The organism is Neobacillus ginsengisoli, from assembly GCF_030813055.1.
In genome coordinates this window covers 479,329-498,570 of sequence record NZ_JAUSTW010000002.1, presented here as the reverse complement: position 1 = coordinate 498,570, position 19,242 = coordinate 479,329, and the positions used below count along the sequence as shown (strand labels likewise).

Below are 19,242 nucleotides of genomic sequence, written 5' to 3'. Positions count from 1 at the left end.
TTCATTTCTGGAGTTCGTTTTAGATAAGTACGATGATCATTCTAATTTGTTTCATTCCAAAAAGTTTCCCCTTTGATGAAATACATTCTAACAATCAAAGAGCTTTTAATCGCAACAATTCTTGGCGGATTTTTTCTAATTTTTGTTTGCAATCCTTCATCTTTTTCTCGTTCTTTTCTTCAATGGCTTCAAATAAAACTGCTAATTCATAATCCATTTCCAGTCTTAATACAGCAGTTCTTTCTTTTTCTCCCGCTTTTTTAAGTGATGTATTCATCAATTGCTTCATGTTTCTCCACCCCTTCCTACGCTTTATTAACTAATTTTTCAAATTTTTTTTTACTGTATAGTATGAGTTAGCGCGAGCGGTTGCAACAAATATGTGCATTAACCTATATAAGCAACAAATTTCTTGAATACTTCGATGGTATGCTACAATTATTGACAGATGTTTCACAGGGGGTTTTTGTATGAATTTTACAGGCTTTACAAATGAAGATTTTGATGTTTTCTTAATAGATGGTTTAGACGCACGAATGGAAGCATTAAAGGAATTAATTCGACCTAAATTGGAAAGTCTCGGGCACTATTTTTCACCATCCTTAACTGCAGTAACAGGCGATGAAATGTTTGTACATGTTGCTAAACATGCAAGGAGAACGATTAATCCTCCAAAAGATACATGGGTTGCGTTTGCCAATAATCCTCGCGGTTACAAAATGCTCCCGCATTTTCAAATAGGCTTGTGGAATACCCATTTATTTATATGGTTTGCACTTATTTATGAGGCACCGCAAAAGCAAGAAATTGGGGCAAGACTAGCTAAAAAATTGAATAAAATTTATAAAGATATTCCAAAGGATTATGTTTGGTCCGTTGATCATATGAAACCGGATACGATTAAGCATGGACAATTATCAAAGGCTGAGTTACTTTCCTATTTTGAACGGTTGCAGAACATAAAGAAAGCTGAAATATTGTGCGGTTATGTAATTAACAGAGAAGAAGCTGTCCAATTGGGTTCGGAGAGTTTACTTCAACATATTGAAAATGTATTTAATAAAGTGGCACCTCTGTATAAACTGGCACAAGGCATAGAATAAAAAAATCTCCCAAATGTGGCTGTTGACAAAAGTTTGTCAACAGCCACCAAAGGGAGCATTTTTATTTCATCAATATCTTATCACCACTAGCAGCCTCTTTTGCTTTTTTAATGGTACGATAGGATGAATAGCCGCTGATTTCTTCAAATTCACCACAAATTGTTTTTTCTTCCGCTTTACTTGGAACAATTTCTTTAAACCGACGATAAGCATACATAATTTCATCGCGTTCGATTCCTTTTTCATATGCTCTTTCAATCGCTTCAAAAAATTTAATCACATCGACAATTTCATCAGTTGTCCAGCTGTAATCAATTGGATATTGGTATTCCATATTTTCACCTGCTTATTATTATCGTTTCAAATGTATAATACCTTTATTTTCCCCACTTTTCACGAATTTGTTCTGCATCTTTAATCATTCGGTTAAAAAGTTCATCTACTGTTGGAACATCTTTTATTAACCCCATAACCTGTCCGGCCCAGGCAAACCCTTCATTTACTGCACCATTATGAATATAGCGAACATTGGCTTTACCGGAAATAAGATCCTTTAGCTGTTCGTACCCACCGTTATTTTTTTCGATTTCAAGAATGTTATCAGCCCAGGAATTTGTCAATACTCTCGCCGGGGTCCCCAGTGTTCGTTTAATGACTACTGTATCAGACTCAGTACCCTCAACCAACATTTTCTTATAAACATCATGTGCATGAACACATTCTTTCGTGGCAATAAATCTTGTTCCCATTTCAATTCCCTCTGCACCTAAACTTAGCGCAGCCATAAGACCTCTGCCGTCTCCAATTCCTCCGGAAGCAATTACAGGAATGGAAACAGCATCCACAACTTGAGGGATAAGCACCATTGTTCCAACATCCTCTCGGCCAAGATGCCCGCCTCCTTCTTGCCCCACTACCATTACCGCATCTGCTCCAAGTTCTTCGGCTTTTACAGCTTGTCTCCTGGCGGCTACAAGGACCAATTTCTTAATCGGTGTTCCTCTTAACTGTTCAAAAATCGGAGCAGGATTCCCGCCTGTCATTGAAACCACAGGGACTTCTTCATCTATCGCTACTCGTAAAAAGTCAGAAAACGGCCTCCCGTGCTGACCGATTGCAAAATTTACACCAAATGGTTTATTTGTCAGCTTTTTCACTTGCCGGATTTCTTCTCTGAGCTGTTCCGGATTGTCTAAAGACATTGCCGTAATTTGACCCAGTCCCCCGGCATTGGATACCGCTGCTGCCAATTCCGAATATGCCAGATATGCAAGTCCTCCTTGTATGATTGGGTAATGGATGTTTAGAGTATCTGTGATTCGGGTTTTCCAGTTCATTTAAAGCCCTCCAATTAATTGTTTACCAGTAATTTCGTTGAAAAAGGTTAATTTTCCTTTTTTAATGGGAAAATAACTTGAACAATATAAAAAGATTCAACTTCAATACACAAATATCTTTGCAAGGATTGGCATTAGTGCTATAATTCATTTGTTTTATTTTTTATCTTGCAATAATATGCGTATTTTTGAATAAAGAGGTGTAATAATAAATTGTCGCAAAATCAAACACCGTTATTTAGCGGTTTAGTAGAACATGCAAAAAGGAATCCGATTCAATTCCATATTCCCGGTCATAAAAAAGGCGCCGGAATTGATCCGGAATTTCGAAATTTTATTGGTGATAACGCTCTTTCAATTGACTTAATCAATATTGGACCGCTTGATGATCTGCATGCGCCTAAAGGGATGATTAAACAAGCCCAAGATCTTGCCGCAGAAGCGTTTGGGGCAGACCGTACCTTCTTTTCAGTTCAAGGCACAAGCGGAGCCATTATGGCCATGATTATGGCTGTTTGCGGACCTGAAGATAAAATCATTGTCCCGCGTAATGTGCATAAATCAGTTATGTCGGCAGTGGTTTTTTCAGGGGCCATTCCCGTTTTTATTCATCCTGAAATTGATGAAGAATTAGGAATTTCTCATGGAATTACACCTGAAGCAGTTGGCAGAGCACTTGAACAGCACCCGGATGCAAAAGGCGTTCTAGTCATAAATCCAACCTATTTTGGTATTTCTGCAGATCTAAAAAAAATTGTTGAAATTGCTCATTCCCATAATGTCCCTGTTCTTGTTGATGAAGCCCACGGTGTCCATATCCATTTTCATGATGAACTCCCGTTGTCTGCTATGCAGGCGGGTGCTGATATGGCTGCAACAAGCGTTCATAAATTAGGTGGGTCGATGACGCAAAGCTCTATTCTGAATGTAAAAGAAGGACTTGTATCGGCAAAGCACGTACAATCTATCCTAAGCATGCTTACAACAACTTCAACCTCATATCTTTTACTTGCTTCACTCGATGTAGCACGTAAACGCTTAGCAACAGAGGGTAATGAATTAATTAGCAAGACAATAAAATTAGCTCAATCCATTAGACAAAGAATCAACGAGATTGATCATTTAAATTGCGTTGGTGAAGAAATTCTAGGCTCAAATTCTACCTTTGATTATGATCCGACCAAGTTGATTATCTCGGTTAAAGATTTAGGATTAACGGGTTATGAAGTAGAAAAATGGTTAAGAGATAAACATAATATTGAAGTTGAAATGTCTGACTTATATAACATCCTTTGTTTAATCACTATTGGAGATACGGAAAATGAAGCAAATATATTAGTTAATGCTTTAAAAGATCTTGCCGACGAGTGTGAACACCGAGTTGATAAGGTTGAACCCTTACAAGTCTTATTACCCGATATCCCCATCTTGGCGTTAACACCGCGAGATGCCTTTTATTCAGATACAGAAGTAATTCCTTTTGAAGATTCTGAAGGTAGAATCATTGCTGAATTTATCATGGTTTACCCGCCGGGTATACCAATTTTTATCCCGGGTGAGATTATAACAAAAGAAAACCTTCATTACATTCGCAAAAATCTTGAAGTCGGCCTGCCTGTTCAGGGACCTGAAGATGATGAAATTAAAACAATTCGAGTGATTAAAGAATACAAGGCCATAAGATAAAAATACAGGATTCCGATAACGGAATCCTGTTTCTATTTTCATAAATTATTTACAATTATTTATACTTCTTCCTCAACATGATGATCGTTGCAACAATTACATTTAGAATATAGAACTGTTACTTTTTCATCTTCAAAATGATCAATAGTAGAGTTACAAGCTTGGCAAACGATTGTGCCCATCTTTTCATTCCCCTTTTCATATTTGAATGATCAATAATAATGTAAGCGTTTTAGGTTTCTTTAAACTAATAATAATATATCACATTTAATTTTTCAAGCCTAATTTGTATATCACATTAAAATATATTTCAAAAAAAAATGGCCATTAAATGGCCAAATTGAGTAATATTATTCATATTGGGTGACAAAAGGGATAGAAGGGAGAGTTTCGCTGAAAAAATCAGCTAGGTCTGCTGCTTGTTGTTTATCAGAAATCCGGAATACATTTTGAAGGTAATCGACGTCTTCAATGTCTTTTGGATCGAGGAGAGTGGAACGGCCAGTTTGCATACAGACTACTAGGGGTTTGCCGAAAAACATATTCGTGTAAATGATTCCAAAATCAAAACGGGAATTTTCTGTCGTAAATCCAATAAACCTTACTTTAACATTTTCATGTTCATCATACATCTTTTCAAATAATTCCATTGGACCCCTCCATTAATTTTGATTGTTTAGAATATTATTATAATAGATATTCACAAAATTAACAAGAAACTTATTTTTGTAAGTGTTGTCTTTACTGTTTTTCCAATGCTAGAATAGAAAGGGATATAATTCAGGACTAGTAAGGGGGAATGATGATGGCTAAAAACGCCTTTATTAAGCTTGTGCCTTCATCTGCGAAACAGGATGTATCGATCGAAGATGTAAAAGAACTCTTTTACTATTATAAAGACATTACCGGAAAAACCGGTGATCAATTGGATTGGCAATTTGAAAATTCTGCCTTCCCATATGAAATAAAAGAAAAAGAAGAAGGTAAGGGAAAGTGGTTTTATTTACACTCTAACCACGATCGGTATTATGCTATTTTAATAGGTGTTGATAAAGAAACTGTCCGGGAAGAGAATGGTGAAGAAAGAGAACAAACTTATATTCAGATTACTTTACCTGAACAGTCCACTTTCGGCGATAAAGGTAAAGCGAATGAATTTTGTAAATTTCTCGCAAAAAAATTACAAGGTGAGCTTCATCTTTTTAATGAAAGAATCATGTACTTTTATCCAAGAAAATAAGAGATCCTGCCAAAAAGCTCCCAATCGGGGCTTTTTTTTAATGTAAAAAAAGTGCCATCGTATAATGTATCGATGTATAAATTACTAAGCTTAGTGCGGTGAGAAAAAGAGTTTGACGGGGTGCTTTCGTTACCTTATTTCCGATTAAAAAAGCTAAATAAAAGAATATAAAAAACATAATGACTTTGTATATCAGTTGGTCATGTTTTGATAACCATTCAATTAATGAATAACCGCTCCATACGATAAATTGCAGTATCATTACAATATAGACCCTCATATTTATCACCACTTTTAAAGCATTGTTTTGATTTTAATTATGATGACTTTATTGTTAAGTATATGTTTTGGAAAGAGGAGTTATTTTTCTTTTTGAAATAAATTGTTGGCAAACCAAAATTAGTGTACAATTTAATGATGATTCTGTTTCTTACCGACAATCTATTATAAACAATTCTCCAAAAGTAATAAAAAGTCCTCTCCGATAAATCGGAAAGGACTTTTTTTGCATTATTTTATGATATGGATCGGGCTTCCAAGTGCAACTTCTGCCGCTTCCATTGTAATTTCACCAAGCGTAGGATGTGCGTGAATCGTCATGGCAAGATCTTCTGCTGTCATTCCGGCTTCAATCGCAAGACCAAGTTCTGCAATCATATCGGATGCGCTAGCGCCGGCAATCTGTGCTCCAATCACAAGTCCGTCTTCTTTACGAGTGATTAATTTTAAGAAGCCATCGCCGCTATCTAGTGATAAAGCACGACCGTTAGCTGCAAATGGGAATTTGGCAGCAACTACTTCAATTCCTTCTTCTTTAGCCTGTGCTTCTGTGTAACCAACTGAAGCTAGTTCAGGGTCAGAGAAGACAACTGCAGGAATTCCTAAGTAATCAATTTCAGAAGAATGGCCGGCAATCGTCTCAGCGGCAATTTTCGCTTCATATGATGCCTTATGTGCTAATTGTGGCCCTTGAACAACATCTCCAATGGCGTAAATATTGCTAATATTTGTACGGCATTGTTTGTCGATTTCAATAAGACCTCGGTCAGTTAATTTTACACCAACTTGTTCTAAGCCCATTTCATCTGTATTAGGGCGGCGTCCAACCATTACAAATACGTAATCAGCTTCGAGTTTCTTCTCTTCGCCTTTTGTTTCGAATGTTACAACCACACCGTTTTCAGTTTCTTCTACACCCTTAGCAAATGCATTTGTATAGAATTCTGCACCTTTTTTCTTCATTGTGCGCTTAACCAGTGCAGCCATTTGTTTATCAAAAACGCCAAGACCTAAAATTTCATCCGCACCCTCTAAGACAGTTACTTGGCTGCCAAAGTTTGCGTAAGCACCGCCAAGTTCAATCCCAATTACACCGCCGCCGATGACAACGATTTTTTCCGGGATCTCATTTAAATTAAGTGCACCTGTTGAATTAAGGACACGTTTTGAATATTTAAAAGCAGGAAGCTCAATTGGACGAGAACCACTTGCAATAATCGCATTTTTAAAGGTATACGTTTGAGCAGAATTTTCATCCATCACCCGAAGTGTATTAGCATCGACAAAATAAGCTTCACCGCGAACGATGTTCACTTTATTTCCTTTTAATAAGCCTTCTACCCCGCCGGTTAACTTATTCACGATTCCTGCTTTAAATTCTTGAACCTTTGAAAAATCAACTTTTACATTTTCGGCAGTAATACCAAATGCATCTGAATGCATCGCTGTTTCGTAGCGGTGGCCTGCGGCAATTAGTGCTTTTGAAGGAATACATCCTACATTTAAACAAACACCGCCCACATATTCCTTTTCAACAATCGTTACTTTTTGTCCAAGCTGTGCCGCACGAATAGCTGCGACATACCCCCCGGGACCTGCACCAATGACTATAGTATCTGTTTCAATTGGGAAATCTCCAACTACCATTTTTTTACGCCTCCATTAACAATAGTTCTGGATCGTTCAATAATCGTTTAATATGATTTAATGCATTTTGCGCTGTGGCACCGTCAATCATACGGTGGTCAAAGCTTAAAGAAAGTGCTAATACTGGAGCAGCAACAATTTCGCTGTTTCTTACGATTGGTTTTTCAGCAATTCTGCCCACGCCCAAGATAGCAACCTCAGGATGGTTAATAACAGGTGTAAACCATTGACCGCCTGCTGAACCAATGTTTGAAATTGTGCATGATGCACCTTTCATTTCGTTTGGAGCAAGTTTACCGTCACGTGCCTTGCCAGCTAAATCATTAATTTCATTCGAAATAGTAAAGACTGATTTCCGGTCAGCATCCTTAACAACAGGAACTAACAAGCCTTTTTCCGTGTCTGCTGCAATTCCAATGTTATAGTAATGCTTATGAATAATTTCACTTGTTGCATCATCAAGTGATGTATTTAATGCCGGGAACTCTCTTAAAGCACTTGTTAAAGCTTTAACGATATACGGTAAGAAAGTAAGCTTGATTCCTTTCGCTGCTGCAACTTCCTTGAACTTTTTACGGTGTGCTACAAGTTTTGTTACATCCACTTCGTCCATTAATGTTACATGTGGTGCAGTATGCTTCGAATTAACCATTGCCTTTGCAATTGCTTTGCGGATACCGCTCATTTTCTCACGGGTTTCCGGGTATTCACCTTGTGGAACCTGCGCCGCTGCTTTTGGTGCCTCAACAACCGGTGCTTCTGCAACTGGTGCCGCTGCAGCTTGAGGTGCTGCTGCACCACCGCTTAAGAATGCATCAATATCACTTTTCAAAATACGACCGTTATCACCTGTTCCGGTAACAAGACGGATTTCAACACCTTTTTCACGTGCATACTTGCGAACAGATGGCATGGCAATAATACGGCGGTTTGGATCAACTTCCGCCTGTGGTGCTGTACCTGCTCCGACTGCAGCAGGTGCTGGTGCAGGTGCTGCCTCTATTTTAGCCTCAGGTGCAGGAGCAGCCGGTTTTTCTTCTTGTTTCGGCTCTTCATCACCATGATCGCCTTTAAATTGCAAGTTTTCATACCCTGGAGCATCAAAAGTGACAAGGACTTGCCCTACCGTTGCAACAGTTCCTTCTCCCACTAAAACCTCAAGAACCGTTCCTTCAACAGGGGAAGGAATTTCCACCACTGCTTTATCATTTTGAATTTCGCATAGTACGTCATCTTCTTGAACTTTATCGCCTGGCTTAATGAACCATTTGACGATTTCACCTTCATGAATACCTTCACCGATGTCAGGCATTTTAAATTGGAATGATGTGGCAGTTGCGCTCACTAGATTCATCCTCCTATTGTATATAAATTTCTTGCAAATTTAATTAAAATGTTAAAACTTTTTTAGCTGTTTCAATTACGTCTTTATAGTTAGGAAGCCAAACAGATTCAGCTTGTGAAAAAGGATAAATTGTATCCGCAGCAGTTACGCGTAATACCGGAGCTTCCAGACTTAAAATAGCGCGGTCATTGATTTCTGCAACAACTGTAGCTGCAATACCGGCTTGTTTTTGTGCTTCTTGAACAACAATTGCACGACCTGTTTTTTCCACTGAAGCGATAATGGTTTCTATATCAAGAGGGCTTATGGTACGCAAATCAACAACTTCTACTGAAAAACCTTCTTTTTCAAGTTCTTCTGCTGCTTTTAATGATTCATGAACCATTGCGCCGTAAGTAATGATAGATAAATCCGTTCCTTCTCGTTTTACATCTGCTTTTCCAAGTGGAATCGTGTATTCACCTTCAGGAACTTCCTGGCGGAAAGCACGATATAATTTTAAATGCTCTAGGAATACAACCGGGTCATTGTCACGAATGGATGAAATCAGTAATCCCTTTGCATCATAAGGTGTAGAAGGCACAACAACTTTTAAGCCCGGTGTTTGAGCCATTAATCCTTCTAAACTATCCGAGTGAAGCTCAGGAGTATGTACTCCTCCTCCAAATGGAGAGCGTACTGTAATTGGCATATTATAACGTCCTCCGGAACGGTAACGCATACGGGACATTTGTCCGGCAATGCTATCCATTACTTCAAAAACAAATCCGAAGAATTGAATTTCGGGGATAGGACGAAAGCCTGTTAAAGCTAATCCGATTGATAAACCACCGATTCCTGATTCAGCTAGAGGAGTATCGAATACGCGATCTTCGCCGAATTCTTTTAGGAGACCTTCAGTGGCACGGAATACACCGCCATTTACCCCAACGTCTTCCCCAAACAATAATGTTTTTGGATCGTTGCGCAATTCAGTCCTTAGTGCATCAGTAATTGCTTGAATCATTGTCATTTGAGCCATGACTTACTTCGACTCCTTTGCTTTATAGATTTCATATTGTTCTTTCAGGTTAGAAGGCATTTCTTCGAACATAATCGACATTAAGTCAGTCACTTTTTGCTTAGGAGCTGCGTCTGCCTTTTTGATTGCCTCTTTGATGTCTTCTTTTGCTTGCTCGATTACTTGATTTTCCTTTTCTTCGCTCCAAAGACCTTTCTTTTCAAGGAACTTCCGGAAACGAACAAGAGGATCTTTCTTTTCCCATTCATTATCAAGGTCAGCAGTACGATAGCGAGTTGGATCATCACCAGCCATTGTATGTGGACCATAACGGTAAGTTAGTGTTTCAATTAAAGTAGGACCTTCCCCATTGATTGCGCGTTCACGTGCATCATGTGTAGCAGCATAAACAGCTAATGGATCCATTCCATCAACTTGAATACCTGGAATACCGGCTGCTACTGCTTTTTGAGCAACAGTTTTCGCTGCTGATTGTTTTTCAACAGGAGTTGAAATCGCGAAGCGGTTATTTTGTACAATGAAAATCGCCGGTGCCTTGAATGCACCTGCAAAGTTAATTCCTTCGTAGAAATCCCCTTGAGAAGCTCCACCATCACCTGTATATGTAATGGCCACAGCTTTACTTCCATTCTTCTTAATTCCTAGTGCAACGCCGGCTGCTTGGACATATTGAGCACCGATAATGATTTGCGGAGAAAGAACATTTACTCCCTCAGGAATTTGATTTCCCTGGAAGTGTCCGCGTGAGAATAAAAATGCTTGATGCAGCGGTAATCCGTGCCAGATCAATTGTGGTACATCACGGTATCCGGGTAAAATAAAGTCTTCTTTTTCAAGAGCAAATTGGGATGCTAACTGTGATGCTTCCTGACCGGCAGTAGGGGCATAGAAACCCAGTCTCCCTTGACGATTTAAAGAAATCGATCTTTGGTCAAGAATACGTGTATAAACCATGCGGCGCATTAATTCTTGTAGCTGTTCATCTGTTAAGTCAGGCATTGCTGCTTCGTTTACAACTTCGCCTTCTTCATTCAGGATTTGAAGTGTTTGAAATTGATCTGTTACTGTCTCGAGTACTTTTTTCGAATCGAGTTGGGCGTTCTTAAGTTTAGAAGCCATCTAGGTCACCTCTTCCTTTCTTTTAAAACAAGAATGTTAAAATAAATTCCACTTGTGTTAGATTACCCAAAAACCTAATAAAAGAATGCTTTTAAATATCCACTCGATTTTATCAGTTTTGTAAAGGAATCTAATGATGAATTAAGACCTGCAGACTTTTTTCTGTGAATCCGATTAATTATTAGCATTCCACATTAAGTCATCATAAAACGCAGTATCTTTCTCCCATCATTCATTTTATTCTGTATCAATAATTTTCGGAACAAAATTGATACAATTGATATATCCTTAATGAGTGTACACCAACAAAATCCCCTAGTCAATTACTATGCATTATAATTTTTCATCATAATCATATTATTAATATTGCATTTCCGCTAACTCGCTGTACCATTCATTTTTCCGATCTGTTATATAAGATTGTAAAGTTTTTTCACTTGTTATAGGAAAGCAATAAAAAAATCAGCATATAAAGCCGATTTTTTATTGCTTATTCATGTTAATCCCTGACTTTTTATAAAACTCCAGCTTCTTTTCATTATATCGGTTTGTAAGATTATTAAAGTTTTCATTGGCATCATAAACCTTCTGATAGGTTTTATTCAATTTTTTCACTTGTGCTTCCAGGTCCCTAAGGGGAAGGATTTTACTTTTAAACATTTTATACAATTCATTATCGTATTTTAAAGCCTCAGAGTACTCGTTAAATAACATGTCATGCGCTCTATATCTTTTGATCATAATTTCATACAATTCATTGGCCTTTTTCTTCAGTTCCGATTCTTCAATTGTATCTTTAATACCTGCTACTTGCTTGAATTCTTTTTCAGATTTTCTTAAGCTGTCCGTTTCTTTTTGCATATGAATTTTTCTTTGATCCGCCATTGAAAGTGCTTCATCAGCAAGCTTTACAATTTGTTCATTTTGTTTTATTCCCGGTCCAATCATTTGATCATAAACTTCTTTTTCTTTCTTCTCTAATGAAACTAGCGGTTCCTGCTGCTCTTCAAACCCTTTTTCCGAAGACACTACTTTTTCTAAGACATCATACATTTTTTCGACAGGAGTCTTTTGATTCAAGCAGCCGGATAATAAGATTATCGCAGTAAAAATTGAAAAAATGAAACGACTATTGCCAAAAATCGACACAATGCACCCCCTTACTTATTACAACTCATACTATATCGATACTTAGATTAATTAACAATATTTCTCGGTGTAAAAATTTGTATATCATTACTTTTTCATTCTTTGATTACCCTTGCCCATCGTATCCTCTTTTCGTTTTTAAAATCATCTTTCATTTCAGATGTTAACTTTTCATAAATTGTTTGATAGACTATTGTTAGCAATAATTTAGTTTTATACAGGAGTGAATGGATCATGTTAACGATGGAGGATATCATTCGAGATGGCCATCCTACACTTAGGGAAGTGGCAGCAGAAGTAGCAATGCCACCATCTGATGAAGATAAACAAATACTCTTAAGTTTATTAGAATATGTGAAAAACAGCCAAAATCCGGACATGGCTGCCCAATATGGCCTACGCCCCGGAATCGGATTGGCTGCCCCGCAAATTAATGTTTCAAAAAGGATGATAGCGGTTCATGTTTATGACGACAATGGAAACCTTTATAGCTATGCTTTATTTAATCCAAAAATTGTAAGTCATTCAGTTGAGCAAGCATATTTGCTTTCAGGCGAAGGTTGTCTATCGGTAGATGAATCTATACCCGGTTATGTCCCAAGGTATGCACGAATCACTTTAAAGGGATGGGATATTAATGGTGAAGAGGTAAAACTCCGTTTAAAAGGACTGCCTGCAATCTGCTTTCAGCATGAAATTGACCATTTAAACGGAATTATGTTTTATGATTATATTAATAAACAGGACCCTTTTAAACCTGTCGAAGGGGCCATTGGTATCGAGAGGTAAAGAAAAGAGGCTGCCCAAAGGTCAGCCTCTTTTAAAGTTAAATAAGCTGTAATTCTTTTAATCCATTCCAAATACCATTCTCTGAAACATCAGATGTAATTAAATCTGCAAGCTCTTTTGCTTCCGGAACTCCATTCCCCATAGCAATTCCCGTCCCAACCGCCTTAAGCATTTCCAGATCGTTTAATCCGTCTCCAAATGCATATACATCCTTTAAATCAAAACCTAATCGTTCAATCATTTTTTTAATACCTTCTGCTTTTGAACCGCCTTTAGGCAATACATCCACAGAATACGGATGCCATCTGATAAAATCAAATTGTTGGTATTCCTGAAAATATTCCTGTTCTTCTTTAGCCTCACAAAAAAGTAAAGACTGATAAATATTTCGCTCGACATAGAAGGATGCATCTTCACCGGGATGGGGCAGCTTTAAGCTTCCCATACTTATTTCAATAAAAGAATGATGGGTAACGGTAGCTTTCATTGTTTTTTCATTCATAAATATTAATGGATGTCCCTTTTTCTTTGTATCGTGTAAAAATCGTTCAAGTTCCTGTTGATTAAGAGCATTTTCATAGATGACTTCATTTTCAAAAATTACCAATTGACCATTAAAGCTAACAAAGGAGTCAATATCCAGCTCCTCGAGTAAGCTTTTAAACATAAATGGCGCCCTGCCTGTTGCAATTGCAACAAAAATACCATTCTCCTTTAAAAGCTTGATTGCTTTTTTCGTGCTATTAGGAAGTTTTTTTTCATGATCAAGCAATGTTCCATCTATATCAAAAAAGACAATTTTCTTCATTTGTCATGACTCCTTTGCTGAATCTATGCTACTGCACTCTCGTTTGATTTTCGTTTAGATTTTAAAGAAGAAATATATACACCTATAAAAATCACCAGTAAACCTATCAGCATATATAAATGAAACTCCTCATTTAATAGCAGCCCACCCCAAATAATTGCTGATACGGGTACAAGATAAGTAACGAGTGAGGCAAATTCCGGGCTTCCTCTTTTTACAAGAAAATAATATAGAAGATAGGCAATACCCGAACCAAATGAACCTAGTCCAAGCAAAGGCACTAGCAGCTTCACATTTAGAAAAATGGAAAGCGATTGAGGTGTAAGTAACATCATCATAATAAAACTAATTACAGTAGAAACTGCTAATGTAAAAAACGATGTTTCAATTACAGATAATGTGGAAAGATACTTTTTGGACAGTTGAGCACCCAATCCATAACAAAAGGTGGCGCCTGTCATTAATAAAATACCAATAGTATTCCCCTTATAAAGATCTCCCAGCTTAAAATCGGATAAAATAAATATACCTATAAAACCGATAAGGATTCCTACCCATTGGTTTTTCTTAAGTGGTAATGAAAAAAATAAAAAACCGATGATTAATGTCCAGATTGGCGTAGTAGCATTAATGATCGATGCCATACCGGATGAAAGTCTGGTTTCACTTGTACAAATCAGCAGCCATGGAAGTGTGTTATTTGTTAAAGCAACAATTAATACGCTGAGCCAAGGTATTTGTTTAAATTTAATTTTCCTCTTACTTAAAAGTAATATGACTAACAGCATTAGAGTACCAAATAAACACCGGCCAAAAACAACCGCAGACGGTCCCATTTCTAACAAAAGGACTTTAATAAACAAAAAGGACGTTCCCCAAATTAAACTTAAAACAAATAAAGCACTATATAATTTCCCCATGTTCTTGCTTTTCCTCTTTCTCCAATGATTTACCTGTATAAAAACACTAAACCTTCCTTAAATATTTGTCAATTCCGGGTCAGAAGCATGAATTCCATGTTTAACCATGAAAGAAACTGCATTTTTAACATATAATAATAGCAAAAAATCTTTCATTTTTAAAAAAACTACAATATTCTACTATGGCTTGCTTTACATTGGACAAGGATCGTTTAAAATAAGAGGTAAGGAGATGATCCACTATGTTGAAGAAGCTAAGAAAGAAGCTCTTAAAACAGTGGAAAGATTTACTGCGAAAAAAAACCATTGCCTAAATTTTTGAGCCCTTCAAACTTGCGAAGGGCTCCTTCCTTATTGTAAATTTATTTACAGTGATCTTTTTACATACTTTTCACTATATGACCAATTACTTCCTTTTTAGGTTCTTTTTAGGGCAAAGAAGAAAATAAATGAAAAAGATGTAATTATTTTATATAATAGAAAAAGTTATGAACGAGTGAGGAGCGATATTACATGATATTTAAAGTATATTATCAAGAAAGTATTAATCAGGTCCCTGTCAGAGAGAAAACAAAGGTTCTTTATATTGAAGGAGAATCAGTAAGAGATGTCCGTACAAAAATAGCTGACCGAGGATTTAACGTTGAATTTGTACAAGCAGTTAAAGGAGCTTATTTAGAATATGAACAACAAAATGAAGACTATAAAGTATTGGAGATTTGATAATTTATGAAATTTGTAAAAAATGATCAAACTGCCGTTTTTGCCCTTGGCGGTTTAGGTGAAATCGGCAAAAACACCTATGCAGTTCAGTTTCAGGATGAAATTATTTTAATCGATGCCGGGATTAAGTTTCCCGAGGATGAGCTTTTAGGAATTGATTATGTAATTCCTGATTATACCTATTTAATTAAAAATGAAGAAAAAATAAAGGGTTTATTCGTTACCCACGGGCACGAAGATCATATTGGCGGAATACCATACTTGTTACGAGAAATAAATATTCCTATTTATGGTGGAAAACTTGCATTGGGATTAATTAAAAACAAACTGGAAGAGCATGGGTTATTAAGAAATGCAAAACTGATTGAAATTAAAGAAGACGATGTCATTAAATTCCGCAAAACATCCGTTACTTTTTTCCGAACCACTCATAGTATTCCTGATTCCTACGGAATAGTGGTAAAAACCCCTCCAGGTCAAATAGTCCATACAGGCGATTTCAAATTTGATTTTACCCCTGTTGGCGAACCGGCTAATTTAACCAAAATGGCTGAAATTGGTAAAGAAGGCGTTTTGTGTTTACTTTCTGATAGTACAAATAGTGAAATCCCTGACTTCACCATGTCAGAAAGACGTGTTGGTGAAAGTATTGATGATATTTTCCGTAAGGTTGATGGTCGAATCATTTTTGCTACTTTTGCTTCAAATATTCATAGACTACAGCAGGTAGTAGAAGCTGCAGTGGTAAATGGAAGAAAAGTAGCTGTTTTTGGACGAAGCATGGAAGCAGCCATTAATATCGGCCTGGAGTTAGGCTATATTAATGCACCAAAGGAAACGTTTATCGAAGCAAATCAAATTAACCGATTGCCTGCAGATAAGGTTACGATTCTCTGTACAGGAAGCCAAGGCGAACCAATGGCGGCTCTTTCAAGAATTGCAAATGGAACGCACAGGCAAATTCAAATTATCCCCGGTGATACGGTTGTATTCTCATCATCACCAATTCCAGGTAATACAATAAGTGTGAGCAGAACCATTAATATGCTTTACAGAGCAGGTGCGGAAGTTATTCATGGAAAGTTAAGTAATATTCATACTTCCGGACATGGGGGGCAACAAGAACAAAAGCTTATGCTCCGTTTAATAAAACCAAAATTTTTTATGCCAATACACGGTGAATACCGTATGCAAAGAATGCATGCGAAGCTAGCGGTTGATTGCGGGGTCCAAGAATCTAATTGTTTTATAATGGATAATGGAGAGGTTTTAGCCTTATCAGAGGATACCGCACAAGTGGCAGGTAAAATACCATCTGGTTCAGTCTATATTGATGGAAGCGGTGTCGGAGACATCGGAAATATTGTCTTACGCGACCGCAGAATTTTATCGGAAGAAGGATTAGTGGTAGTAGTAGTCAGTATCAACATGAAGGAATTTAAAATTGCTTCCGGCCCCGACCTTATTTCGCGTGGATTTGTCTATATGAGAGAATCCGGAGATTTAATTAATGACGCTCAGAATTTAATTACAAAGCATTTAAATAAAGTTATGGAGCGGAAGACTAGCCAATGGTCAGAAATTAAAAATGAAATAACTGACACATTAGCACCTTTCCTCTATGAAAAGACAAAACGTAGACCGATGATTTTACCTATTATTATGGAAGTATGATATGCACTAAGAAAGAGAAGCTGCGGCTTCTCTTTTTGTGCTGTTTATTATTCCTGATTTTTTTGCCCTCTTCTTTTCTTGTAATAAAAATATACTACCAATCCAAGGATCAGTAAAATCAAGAGAATCGGCAGGTTGCCAATAATAAAAACTACAAAACCGGATAGGCCCGCCAATAGCAAATTAGTACTTTTCATAAACTGCTTTTTGGTTTTCTCCCAAGTGTTTAAATTATCTTTTTCGATGTCAGGTACGATGACTTTATTTTCATAGAGAGTAATGTTAACCGTTGAGAGTGCGGTTTGATTTTCTAAAAATTTCATTTTCCCTTCGATAATTTCAATATCTTCCTGAATAGCAGCTAAATCTGAAGAAATCTTTAATAAATCCTCGGTTTTTGTTGCAGTCTTCATAAATGTAGTCAACCGTTCTTCTACAACTCGTTTTGATTTTAATCTAGATTCCAGGTCAACATATTCCTCCGTTACATCCTGACCTGCTATGTTTCTTTGGATAACCTCAGCCGCTTGGCCTTCCGCATCATGTAAAAAATCCTGAAAATGCTTTTGCGGGATGCGGATTTTGATACTCCCGCTAACCTGCTCTGTTCCTGATTTAGACAAATTGGACTCGGCAATATAACCGCCATATTTACTGACAGCTTCCTCTATCGTTTGTAACGTTTGTTCAAATTTCTTAACCCGTAACTGTAGGGTTGCGTTATAGATAACCATTTGATTAGGTACTTCTAATTTGGCAGTATCTGTTTGACTTTTTTTTGCTGTTTCTCCTGGAAATACTGCCATTTTCTCCTGTGCCCCGGATTTTACAGAATCAAGCATTTTTTGATTTCCTGCACTCATTTTTCCGGATTCACTTTTACTGCCGGAACTGCAGCCTGAGAGACAAATAAAGATTGTAATGATAAAAATTGGTACCATTTTTATAAGTTTTTTCATCTTCACAACACCCCTTTTTCTCTATTTTGATCCATCAGTAAAAATTTTCTAATTTATTATTTTGACGCTGGAAATAGGAAAGGGTTACAGAAAAAAAAGACTGTTCATTTTAAAACGAACAGTCCATTAAGTGTATTCATTTATTCGGCTTTTTCTAATTCATCTAATACACGGTTTACTCTTTTTTCTAGCATTTTCATCCCGCTTCCGCCTGCTTGAAAATGGCGGAGCTTTCCTTCGCGGTCAAAAACATAATAGGCCGGTACATACTGATTTTCAAAGGCTTCAGTTAGTTTATGATCACTGTCAACAAAGATTGGCTGATTGATTCCATGTTCGGCAGCAACTTGTTTAATTTCCTCAATATTTAAATCATTTTCTGATCTTGGCATATGAACTGCAACTACATTTAATTTATCTTTGTAAGTGTCGCGGAATTGATTTACCTGCGGCATTGCTTCTTTACATAAATGACAGCTAATGGACCAAAAATGAATAAGTGTAGGTTTTTCACCAACTAATTCATTCCTCGTCACTTCACCGTTTAACCATTCAGTGGCACCGGTTAATTCAGGCATTGGTTCACGAAGTTTCATTCAAAATCCCCCCTATTTTAAAAAAGACCTAACACCTTGGTTAGGTCTTTCTGGCTGATATAATTAAACATTCAAGGTTGCTTGTCCAGGCTTCCAGTTTGCAGGGCAAAGTCCGCCGGTTTGTAACGCTTGAAGTACACGTAATACTTCTTCAACTTCACGGCCAATATTGTTGTGGTGAACAACAGAGTACATTAATTCACCTTCCGGATTGATGATAAATAAACCGCGAAGTGCAATACCTTCCTCTTCAATTAAAACCCCATAATCACGTGAAACAACATGGTTTGTGTCAGCTGCTAATGGATATTTTAATTCGCCAAGACCATTGTTTTTGCGGTCAGTATTAATCCAAGCAAGGTGAGTATGAATCGTATCAGTTGAAACACCTATAACCTCTGCATCAAGATCTTCAAATTCATCATAACGATCAGACAATGCAATAATTTCTGTTGGACAAACAAAGGTAAAGTCCATTGGATAGAAGAATAATACAGTCCATTTATCATTTTTCATGTTTTCTTCGAGGCTAACTTTTTTAAATTCTTTATTAGGCATAACTGCATCCATTTCAAAACGCGGCGCTTGTTTACCAACCATACGTTCCGGCATAACTAAATCCCTCCAAATATGTAAATAAGATTGATTTTATAGCAATATACATTGCTATCTCCTGACTATAATCATTATAGGATAATAATTTTTTTGAGTCAATATTAAATTATAATTAATTTAAATAAATATTTATTATTAATTATAATTTAATTTTACCCTTACTAAGTTTTACCCTTTTTTAAAAAGAATAATCGAAAAAAGGCCACAAAATTTTAAAAAAAACTGTGTTAAT

The 19,242-nt window shown here is 36.9% G+C and carries 21 protein-coding genes; 6 read left to right on the top strand and 15 right to left on the bottom strand.

The genetic code is table 11. From position 1 onward, the window contains the following. Nucleotides 1-94: 94 nt before the first annotated feature. The gene (locus tag J2S10_RS07930; RefSeq protein WP_307406202.1) at nucleotides 95-289 is read right to left on the bottom strand and encodes a hypothetical protein; all 195 of its coding nucleotides are present in this window, start codon (nucleotides 287-289) and stop codon (nucleotides 95-97) included. Nucleotides 290-470: 181 nt separating this feature from the next. On the opposite strand from J2S10_RS07930, the gene J2S10_RS07925 reads away from it, so the two are divergent. Further along, the gene (locus tag J2S10_RS07925; protein ID WP_307406199.1) at nucleotides 471-1,103 is read left to right on the top strand and encodes a YktB family protein; all 633 of its coding nucleotides are present in this window, start codon (nucleotides 471-473) and stop codon (nucleotides 1,101-1,103) included. A gap of 61 nt (nucleotides 1,104-1,164) precedes the next feature. Here the strand turns inward: J2S10_RS07925 and J2S10_RS07920 are convergent, their stop codons facing one another. Together J2S10_RS07920 and J2S10_RS07915 are read right to left on the bottom strand one after the other, a co-directional pair. Next, entirely contained in the window at nucleotides 1,165-1,437 is a 273-nt protein-coding gene (locus tag J2S10_RS07920) for a UPF0223 family protein (RefSeq protein ID WP_307406196.1), read from the bottom strand. Nucleotides 1,438-1,480: 43 nt separating this feature from the next. After that, complete coding sequence (locus J2S10_RS07915) at nucleotides 1,481-2,440, bottom strand: NAD(P)H-dependent flavin oxidoreductase (protein WP_307406194.1); 960 nt, start codon at nucleotides 2,438-2,440, stop codon at nucleotides 1,481-1,483. 213 nt (nucleotides 2,441-2,653) lie between these two features. Between J2S10_RS07915 and J2S10_RS07910 the strand changes: the two genes are divergently transcribed. Next, nucleotides 2,654-4,126 (top strand): aminotransferase class I/II-fold pyridoxal phosphate-dependent enzyme, encoded by a 1,473-nt coding sequence (locus J2S10_RS07910; RefSeq protein WP_307406192.1) that lies wholly within the window; start codon nucleotides 2,654-2,656, stop codon nucleotides 4,124-4,126. 59 nt (nucleotides 4,127-4,185) lie between these two features. Here the strand turns inward: J2S10_RS07910 and J2S10_RS07905 are convergent, their stop codons facing one another. Beyond that, nucleotides 4,186-4,308, bottom strand: coding sequence for a GapA-binding peptide SR1P (locus tag J2S10_RS07905; RefSeq protein WP_307406190.1), 123 nt, complete (start codon nucleotides 4,306-4,308; stop codon nucleotides 4,186-4,188). Between the two features lie 168 nt (nucleotides 4,309-4,476). Continuing rightward, a complete protein-coding gene (locus tag J2S10_RS07900) occupies nucleotides 4,477-4,776 on the bottom strand; it encodes a DUF3055 domain-containing protein (protein WP_307406188.1) in 300 nt (99 codons plus the stop codon). A 155-nt stretch (nucleotides 4,777-4,931) separates the two neighbouring features. On the opposite strand from J2S10_RS07900, the gene J2S10_RS07895 reads away from it, so the two are divergent. Beyond that, entirely contained in the window at nucleotides 4,932-5,366 is a 435-nt protein-coding gene (locus tag J2S10_RS07895; RefSeq protein ID WP_307406187.1) for a DUF1885 family protein, read from the top strand. A 510-nt stretch (nucleotides 5,367-5,876) separates the two neighbouring features. Here the strand turns inward: J2S10_RS07895 and lpdA are convergent. From lpdA to J2S10_RS07870, 5 genes are all read right to left on the bottom strand, one after another. Beyond that, a complete protein-coding gene (gene lpdA / locus J2S10_RS07890) occupies nucleotides 5,877-7,292 on the bottom strand; it encodes a dihydrolipoyl dehydrogenase (RefSeq protein WP_307406185.1) in 1,416 nt (471 codons plus the stop codon). Nucleotides 7,293-7,296: 4 nt separating this feature from the next. Continuing rightward, nucleotides 7,297-8,604 carry a dihydrolipoamide acetyltransferase family protein gene (locus J2S10_RS07885; RefSeq protein ID WP_307406775.1) on the bottom strand — a complete coding sequence of 436 codons (1,308 nt, stop codon included), beginning with the start codon at nucleotides 8,602-8,604 and terminating at the stop codon, nucleotides 7,297-7,299. 76 nt (nucleotides 8,605-8,680) lie between these two features. Further along, on the bottom strand, nucleotides 8,681-9,658 hold the full coding sequence (locus tag J2S10_RS07880) for an alpha-ketoacid dehydrogenase subunit beta (RefSeq protein ID WP_307406183.1): 978 nt from the start codon (nucleotides 9,656-9,658) through the stop codon (nucleotides 8,681-8,683). Between the two features lie 3 nt (nucleotides 9,659-9,661). Then, nucleotides 9,662-10,777: a pyruvate dehydrogenase (acetyl-transferring) E1 component subunit alpha gene (gene pdhA, locus J2S10_RS07875; protein WP_307406181.1), complete on the bottom strand. Its 1,116-nt coding sequence runs from the start codon at nucleotides 10,775-10,777 to the stop codon at nucleotides 9,662-9,664. Between the two features lie 483 nt (nucleotides 10,778-11,260). Further along, entirely contained in the window at nucleotides 11,261-11,926 is a 666-nt protein-coding gene (locus J2S10_RS07870; RefSeq protein ID WP_307406179.1) for a YkyA family protein, read from the bottom strand. A gap of 234 nt (nucleotides 11,927-12,160) precedes the next feature. On the opposite strand from J2S10_RS07870, the gene def reads away from it, so the two are divergent. Further along, nucleotides 12,161-12,715: a peptide deformylase gene (gene def, locus J2S10_RS07865; protein ID WP_307406176.1), complete on the top strand. Its 555-nt coding sequence runs from the start codon at nucleotides 12,161-12,163 to the stop codon at nucleotides 12,713-12,715. A gap of 37 nt (nucleotides 12,716-12,752) precedes the next feature. On the opposite strand, the gene J2S10_RS07860 is transcribed toward def, so the two are convergent. Together J2S10_RS07860 and J2S10_RS07855 are read right to left on the bottom strand one after the other, a co-directional pair. Further along, a complete protein-coding gene (locus J2S10_RS07860; RefSeq protein ID WP_307406174.1) occupies nucleotides 12,753-13,523 on the bottom strand; it encodes a Cof-type HAD-IIB family hydrolase in 771 nt (256 codons plus the stop codon). Nucleotides 13,524-13,546: 23 nt separating this feature from the next. Beyond that, nucleotides 13,547-14,443 (bottom strand): DMT family transporter, encoded by an 897-nt coding sequence (locus tag J2S10_RS07855; protein WP_307406172.1) that lies wholly within the window; start codon nucleotides 14,441-14,443, stop codon nucleotides 13,547-13,549. A 513-nt stretch (nucleotides 14,444-14,956) separates the two neighbouring features. Here J2S10_RS07855 and J2S10_RS07850 point away from each other — a divergent pair. After that, on the top strand, nucleotides 14,957-15,166 hold the full coding sequence (locus J2S10_RS07850) for a DNA-dependent RNA polymerase subunit epsilon (RefSeq protein ID WP_307406170.1): 210 nt from the start codon (nucleotides 14,957-14,959) through the stop codon (nucleotides 15,164-15,166). Between the two features lie 6 nt (nucleotides 15,167-15,172). Beyond that, on the top strand, nucleotides 15,173-16,840 hold the full coding sequence (gene rnjA / locus J2S10_RS07845; protein WP_307406169.1) for a ribonuclease J1: 1,668 nt from the start codon (nucleotides 15,173-15,175) through the stop codon (nucleotides 16,838-16,840). Nucleotides 16,841-16,887: 47 nt separating this feature from the next. Here the strand turns inward: rnjA and J2S10_RS07840 are convergent, their stop codons facing one another. From J2S10_RS07840 to J2S10_RS07830, 3 genes are all read right to left on the bottom strand, one after another. After that, entirely contained in the window at nucleotides 16,888-17,799 is a 912-nt protein-coding gene (locus J2S10_RS07840; RefSeq protein WP_307406167.1) for a DUF4349 domain-containing protein, read from the bottom strand. A gap of 140 nt (nucleotides 17,800-17,939) precedes the next feature. After that, nucleotides 17,940-18,395 carry a TlpA family protein disulfide reductase gene (locus J2S10_RS07835; RefSeq protein ID WP_307406165.1) on the bottom strand — a complete coding sequence of 152 codons (456 nt, stop codon included), beginning with the start codon at nucleotides 18,393-18,395 and terminating at the stop codon, nucleotides 17,940-17,942. 63 nt (nucleotides 18,396-18,458) lie between these two features. Beyond that, entirely contained in the window at nucleotides 18,459-19,007 is a 549-nt protein-coding gene (locus tag J2S10_RS07830) for a peroxiredoxin (RefSeq protein WP_307406163.1), read from the bottom strand. Between the last annotated feature and the right edge of the window lie 235 nt (nucleotides 19,008-19,242).